Annotated in this window: 6 protein-coding genes; 2 read left to right on the forward strand and 4 right to left on the reverse strand. The window is 70.0% G+C overall.

Annotated elements, in window-relative coordinates; genetic code table 11:
• Window positions 1-48: 48 nt before the first annotated feature.
• On the reverse strand, window positions 49-618 hold the full coding sequence (locus D6689_01675) for a hypothetical protein (protein ID RMH44766.1): 570 nt from the start codon (window positions 616-618) through the stop codon (window positions 49-51).
• Between the two features lie 57 nt (window positions 619-675).
• Here D6689_01675 and D6689_01680 point away from each other — a divergent pair, with 57 nt between their 5' ends.
• A complete protein-coding gene (locus tag D6689_01680) occupies window positions 676-3,324 on the forward strand; it encodes a hypothetical protein (GenBank protein RMH44767.1) in 2,649 nt (882 codons plus the stop codon).
• 240 nt (window positions 3,325-3,564) lie between these two features.
• Here D6689_01680 and D6689_01685 read toward each other — a convergent pair whose 3' ends face one another.
• From D6689_01685 to D6689_01695, 3 genes are all read right to left on the reverse strand, one after another.
• Window positions 3,565-4,122, reverse strand: a complete 558-nt coding sequence (locus tag D6689_01685; protein ID RMH44768.1) for a hypothetical protein — start codon at window positions 4,120-4,122, stop codon at window positions 3,565-3,567.
• Window positions 4,123-4,350: 228 nt separating this feature from the next.
• The gene (locus D6689_01690; protein RMH44769.1) at window positions 4,351-5,187 is read right to left on the reverse strand and encodes a hypothetical protein; all 837 of its coding nucleotides are present in this window, start codon (window positions 5,185-5,187) and stop codon (window positions 4,351-4,353) included.
• Between the two features lie 97 nt (window positions 5,188-5,284).
• Window positions 5,285-5,980 carry a MarR family transcriptional regulator gene (locus D6689_01695; protein ID RMH44770.1) on the reverse strand — a complete coding sequence of 232 codons (696 nt, stop codon included), beginning with the start codon at window positions 5,978-5,980 and terminating at the stop codon, window positions 5,285-5,287.
• A 357-nt stretch (window positions 5,981-6,337) separates the two neighbouring features.
• Between D6689_01695 and D6689_01700 the strand changes: the two genes are divergently transcribed.
• Window positions 6,338-6,995, forward strand: a 658-nt coding sequence (locus D6689_01700) for an IS256 family transposase (GenBank protein RMH44771.1), incomplete at its 3' end; no start/stop codon positions are given.

Raw genomic sequence — 6,995 nt, forward strand, 5'->3', positions numbered from 1 at the left:
ATCCGGATTCGCGGCGGGCCAGCGAGCGCCGGCGCCGAGCCCGCGCGATCAGCGGCGATACTGAAGGTGCACGCGCACCGAATACCGCGTGCCGCCCGAACCGTCCGGCACCTCGCTGTAGCCGTCGAGCGCGAGCAGGTCCGCGTCGCCGTAGAACCCGCGCTCGTCCTGCAGCGACTCCACGAACGCGCGAAACGCCGGCCCGTCCGTCCCGGTGACCAGCAGCCGGCAGTGCGTCTCGCGGCACTCGATCTGCGGCACGGCGACGCCGCCCGGGCGGTCGCGCGTGGCGGCGGCCACCAGCGCCCGCACGCGCTCGCCGATCGCCCGCTCCTTCGCGTCGGCCCACGCCGGGTCGCGCGACTCGGCTTCGCGCGCATCCCACAGCGGCCGCTCGTCCGCCGGCTCGAGCGTGCCCTCGGCGGCCGGCACCGGCAGCGGCGCGGGCCGAAGCCGCGCGCGCGGCGCTGCGGCCGCGGGCACCGGGAGGCCCGCACCGCCATCCGGAGCGGCGCGAGGGCGCGGGCGCGAGTCGCCGCTCCACCGGGCGGCCGCGACTCCGACGGCACCGGCAGCGGCGACGGCGATCGCGGTCCACCAGGCGCCACGGCGGCTCATGGTGCGCAGTGTACCGCGACGTTGCGCGCCCGCGCCGGTCGTGTACCGTCGACACGGATGGCCGACGTTCCGCCGCCCACGCACGACGCCCGCGACGGCGCGGGGCCGTCGCCGCACGACGCCCGCGACGGCGCGGGGCCGTCGCCGCACGACGCCCGCGACGGCGCGGGACGGTCGCCGCACGACGCCCGCGACGGCGCGGGGCCGTCGCCGCACGACGCACCGCGGCGCCCGCGCGCGACGATCGGCAACGCGCGCGATGGCGGCGTCCTGTACTGGCTCGTGCGCCTGTACGCGTTCGCGGCGCTCGTCGGCGCGGCCGCCGCAGCCGCCGCCGGCGTCTGGGGCTACGGCTACTTCGCGCGCCGCGCGCCCGAGCCGCCCGCGCTCGAGCGCTACGCGGCGGAGGTCCCGCTCGTGAGCCGCATGGTCGCGGGCGACGGCACCGTCCTCGGCGAATTCGCCCGCGAGTGGCGCGAACTCGTACCGTTTTCCGAAATCCCCCCGCGCTTGGTCGACGCGTTCCTGGCCGCCGAGGACCACGCCTTCTACGATCACCACGGCATCTACTTGCGCGGGATCGTGCGCGCCGCGTGGCGCAACCTGGTCGCCGGCGACTTCGCCCAGGGCGGCTCCACCATCACGCAGCAGGTCGCCAAGCAGTTTCTCGGCTCGGAAAAGTCGATCGCGCGCAAGGCCAAGGAGGCGATCGTCGCGCGCCGGCTCGAGGCCCGCTACGACAAGCACGCGATCTTGGCGCTGTACCTGAACCAGATCTACCTGGGCAACGGCGCCTACGGCGTCAAGGCGGCGGCGCGCCGCTACTTTTCGAAGGAACTCGACGAGCTGACCCTCGCGCAGATGGCGCTGATCGCGGGCCTGGCGCAGGCGCCGTCGCGCGACTCGCCGCTTCGCCACCCCGACCGCGCGCGAGCACGCCGCAACGACGTGCTCGACAAGATGGTCCGCTTCGGGTTCGCCACCGCCGAGGAGGCCGCGGCCGCAAAGGCCGAGCCGCTCGGGCTCGCGCCGCGCCGCGACGTCTTCGGCGAGGTGTCGCCGTACTTCGCCGAGCACGTGCGCCGCTACGTCGTCGACCGCTACGGCGCCGACGCGCTGTTGGCCGGCGGCCTGCGCATCGAGACGACCCTCGATCCGGTCGCCGACCGCGCCGCCTACGACACGGTCGACTACGGCGTGCGCAAGCAGGACAAGCGCCAGGGATGGCGCGGTCCCGAAGCCCACCTCGACGGCGCCGCCGCCGAGCGCTTCCTCGAGCGCACGCGCGAGCGCTACGGCGACGGTCCGATCGAGGAGGGCCGCCGCTACCTCGCGCTCGTGGACCGCGTGACCGACCGCAAGGCGACCGTACGCATCGCAGACCGCAGCTACGAACTGCGACTCGAGGACATGAAGTGGGCGTCGCCGTGGTCGCGCACCGAGGCCGTCAACGATGTGGAGATCGCGTCGGCGCGCGATGCGCTGCGGCCGGGCGACGTCGTGTGGGTGTCACGGGTGCCGAGCGCGCGCGAGGCGTTCCGCGAGTGGACGCTCGTGGGACCCAACCCGCGGTGGCTGCCGCCGCGGCCGGCCCGACCGGCCCGCGACGGCGAACCGATCCGCGTCCAGCTCGAACAGTGGCCGCATCCGCAGGGCGCGCTGCTCACGGCCGATCACTCGACCGGCTACCTGCTCGCGATGGTCGGCGGGGTCGACTTCGCGTATTCCGAATTCAATCGCGCGGTCCAGGCGTGCCGGCAACCGGCGTCGACGTACAAGCCGATCTATTACTCGGCCGCGCTGGCCGACGGCTACGGGTTCGACACGCTGCTCAACGACCAGCCGCACGCCGAGGTCGACCCGATTACCGGCGAGGTATGGATTCCACAGAACCTGTATGGGCTGAGCCAGAACAAGGTGACGCTCGAATACGCGCTCGTGTTCTCCAAGAACGTGCCGTCGGTCGAGGTGTTCAAGCTCGTCGGGGCCGACCGCGTCGAAAAGTGGGCGCGCCGGCTCGGGTTCACCACCGAGATCATCGCCGACAAGGCGCTCGCGCTCGGCGCGTCGTGCACCAAGCTCAACGAACTCACCCGCGCGTTCGCGATCTTCGCGCGCAACGGCAAGTGGATCGACTTCACCCCCATCCGGCGGATCCGCGACCGGCACGGCCGCGTGATCGAGGACCACACCGTCTACTACGACCCGATGCTGCGGCCGGCGGACCGCTTCGACCGGCTCGCCGCGACGGCTGGCGTGCGGCCGAAACAAGCGATCCCCGCGCGCGCCGCATTTCTCACCAGCAAGCTGTTGCGCGCGGCGATTCGCCACGGCTTCGCCGGCATCGTGCGGGCCACCGGCATCCGAGGCGCCGGCAAGACCGGCACATCGAGCGAGACGATGGACACCACGTTCGTCGGCTACACGTCGCGGTGGATCACGTCGGTGTGGCTCGGCGACGACCTGCGCGAACGGCCGCTCGGCGTCGACGACGCCGCGTACATGACAGTGGTGCCGATGTGGGCCCGCTACATGAAAGAGGTCGCCGGCGACCATCCGAATCGCGAAATCCCATGGGAGGTGCCGCCCGGCGTGTCCCGCGACGACCGCGGCGGGACCAAGGGCGAGCAGGCGCCGGAGCCGATGGAACTCAAGTGGGTCAAGCACCCCAAGCCGCCGGAAGCCAGCCGCGACAGCGCCGGCTGACCCCGTGTGACACCGCCGACACGCGGCCGCCGCGTCGCAATGGTAACCATTCAGGCCCCCGGTTGAGCCGCGCGCGGCGGGGTGCGAATCGTGGAGCATGAAGGCACACCCGAGTGTGCCGGAGCTGGACGCGCGCATCGAGCAGGCAGGCGGCGGCCGCCGCGGTCGCGCGCGTTCGCGGCGGCCGGCGCCCGGCCGTCGCGCTCGGAGAACGACACGAACCGCCGTAGCAGGTGCGCGCTAGCACACCTGGCGGCGATCCATACCTGGTGGCACGGGTCCTCGATCCCGTGCGGGACCACCGGGGGGAACGTCGACGATCGGCAACCGCGTCGCGCGCGGATCCGGTACTTCGGGCAACGGCTCCCAGCAGCTCTCGCACCGTGGCGGGTCGTGTTCGACGAACTCGCTGACCTCGCTCTCCGGTAGCAGCTCGTGGCGGTGCCCCTTGTGTCCTGGCTGGCCTCCGCGCTTGCGCTTGGCCTTGCCGCGCTGCTTGTCGCGCGTGTTGGCCTTGCCCGCGCCGGGCGGATCGCTCGACGGCGGCATGTGCGAGTTGCGCGAGTTTTGCGCCACCTGCTCGGTGAGCATCGCCACCTGGTCGAGCAGCGCGGCGACCTGGCGCTCGAGCTCAGCGATCCGCGCCTGCTGCTCCGCGATCCGCGCCTGCTGCTCGGCGATCTGCGCGCCGATCACCGCGACCGCGGCTTCAAGCTGCGCGATGCATTCGGCGGCGTCCAACGAGCAGCGTAGCTCACATGTTCGATCCCGCGTCGATCCTCGTTTTCGATATCGCAACCGATCGAAATAATCCGGCTTTCAGCCGGCCTGAACAATTACTCCTTTCGCGGCTGCCGGCGTGAGCTCTCGGTCTCGAACTCCACCAATCGTGCTCCCGGCTCCACGCGGACGCGCAGCCTTGGACGACAATCGTCGGTGCTCAGGGGCACATGACCTCGCCGCCGGCTGGCGGTCCTCCGGCGTTCCAGGCTGCGCGCGTACGCGGCGTAGGGCGCGCTCCCGGGATCAGCGACGGATGTAACTGGCTTCCACCGAGCCGGCTTCGAGCTCTGAGCGCGTCTCGCGCATGCGTTCGAGCAGAAGCGAGAAGTGCTCGGCGGGAGCGGCGATGTACAGGTCGGCGTACAACCGACCTCCTTCTTCCCACTGCCGCGTGTCGATTCCCCGATCGTGGAGGAGGGACAGCACTTTGTTGCGCTCATCTCGATTCGCGAAGCGCCGCTGCGGAAGTCGAACCCCGGGCACCGGTTCGAATCGAAACCCGTGCTCAGCGAAGACGGACTGTACCGGCGACGGATCGAACATGCGCAGGATTGTGGCTACTGCGAAGGGGCCCACCTTGCAGGGCCGATCCTTGCCCAGGTGCCGCAAGACGATGCCGAGTGTGCGCTCTGTGATGTAGCCGATCGCGCCGGTACTGATGAGGAGGTTGCAACTCCGGAACCACGCACACTCCTCGCGGGTCGGCGAGGCGCCGGGCTGTTCGAAGTCGCGCGCCACGCCCCCGTCCAACAGCCCAGACTCGACAGCGAAGCGGATCGCTGGTTCGGATTGGTCCAGACCGACCGTACGGATGTCGCACGCCGGGGGTGTGATATTGAGCCAGATCCGCGTGGCTTGTCGCGCCGCGTGGTAGTCTCGCGGCGCGCGCGTCGCGAAGAATGCCACCATCTCGTCGAACGAGCATCCGTACTTCACCAACGCCGACCCGATCCCGTACGAACAGCCGACATCGAGCATCTGGACCTGCCAGGCGTCGCCGTTTTGCTCGTGGAGAAGTTTTGCCGCCGCCGCACAGTAAGGGCGCGCCTGCTCACCGATCTCGTAGCCGATCTTCGCCATCGACGTGATGTAGGCGTGCGGTGTAGGTGCGGTATAGACGTCGTCGAAGTTCGCTTTTGCTGAGTTTGCCGTGTTGTATGTTGTGATCACTACTTGGTTATCTGTCATCGCAATCGTGTAGCCATCGGTCGAGCTTTTGATCGCCCGGGGGCACGGTCTCAGCGGCACCAGCCGTAGAACCGACCGGTTCGGTGTCGAGAATCGGTGCGGCGTCGCTGTGCCGATCCTCCATCATCTCGGCGATTCGATCGAGGGATGCCGCGATCGCGCCGAGCTCGGATTCAGGGAGCTTGGTCATGGCTGTCGCGAGCGCGTCATGCAGCGGAGACGGAGCATTTCGCGCGAGCGCCCGCCCCTGCTCGGTGAGCGACACATGTACCACTCGGCGGTCTTCTAGATTGCGCTGTCGCCGGACGAGCTTCTTTGCCTCGAGCCGGTCGAGGATTCCGATCACGGTGCTCTGACTGAGGTGAACGTGACGTGCGATCGCGCTCGCGGTGACCGGTTCGTGTTCCTCGATCGCGAGCAGGCAGACCAGCTGCGGCCCCGTCACGTTGTGCTGGGCCGAGAGCTTTCTGGAATGCAAATCGACCGCGCGGATCATGCGCCGAAGGGCCTGCAGTACCCGCAGGTCGTACCGCGTTGCGGGGGATGGTTTCGGCGATGCGCGGGAACGCGGCTGTGCGGTGGCCCGCTCCACGGGGGAGGCATCCGGCGCGTCACGTCGGTTGCGCGGGCTCACCGCAACTGTCGCCGGACGAGCCGCGAGCGCAGGATCTCGGCCTCCTGCCATGCCCCCCGTTCGTCGCTTGTCGCTCGACATCGTTACTGTTCTGATCATTACAGCCGTAATTATTCGGGGCGCATCGTACCACAACCGACCGGCGCGCACAGCCCCGCAGCCCGCACCGGAGTGCGCAGCCCGCACCGGGGTCGATTCGGCCCGCAGCCGATGAGTCGCGTTGGAGAAGCGGCCGACGCGGGCGCAATCGGCGATCACGTCCCGCGTACGCGGCGAGGAAACGCGGTACGTGTCCCGAAATCTGTGTACAACCTGAACGCGGCCGAGCGTCAGACAAACGGGAGACGCTCCTCGAAACAACAACTTTTTGCTGGTCTCCGGCGCAACGGAGGTCGAGGAGGTCTCCCGATGACCGACACTGCCGAATTCGAAGGCATCTCGCAACAAGAGATTCAGGCTGAGCTGCGCAAGACGTTCCGTGGCGCGGTCAAGTTCGCCCTCGAGGCTGTGCTCGAGGAGGTCGTGCGCGAGAGGGTCGGCGCCGGGCGGTGGGCGCGGGCCGGCACGCGCAAGGACCAGCGCAACGGCACGTACCTGCGCCAGCTGCTCACAGCGTACGGCCACATCGAGGTCGCGGTGCCCCGCACCCGAAACCGTGGCTCGCCCGTGGACGTCGTCGGGCGCTACCGGCGTCGCAGCCCCGAGCTTGACGGCGCGATCATCGCCGCGTACGTGCACGGCGTCTCGATGCGTGACGTCGCCCAGGTGACCGAGGCGCTCGCCGGCGCCCCCGTCGGGCGCTCGTCGGTGAGCCGCGTGACCAAGCGCCTGGACGAGCACGTCGAGGCGCTGCGTACGGCGCCGATCACCGGCCCGGTGCCCTACCTGTACCTGGACGCGACGTTCGTCGACGCGCGCTGGGCTCGTCGCGTCGAGAACGTGTCGGTGCTCGTTGCCTACGGCGTCGGGCTCGACGGCAAGCGCACGCTGCTGGCGATCACGCTCGGCGCGCAGGAGTCCGAGGACAGCTGGGCCGACCTGCTTCGGCAGCTGCTCGACCGTGGCC

This window comes from Deltaproteobacteria bacterium, from assembly GCA_003696105.1.
Taxonomy (GTDB): domain Bacteria; phylum Myxococcota_A; class Polyangia; order Haliangiales; family J016; genus J016.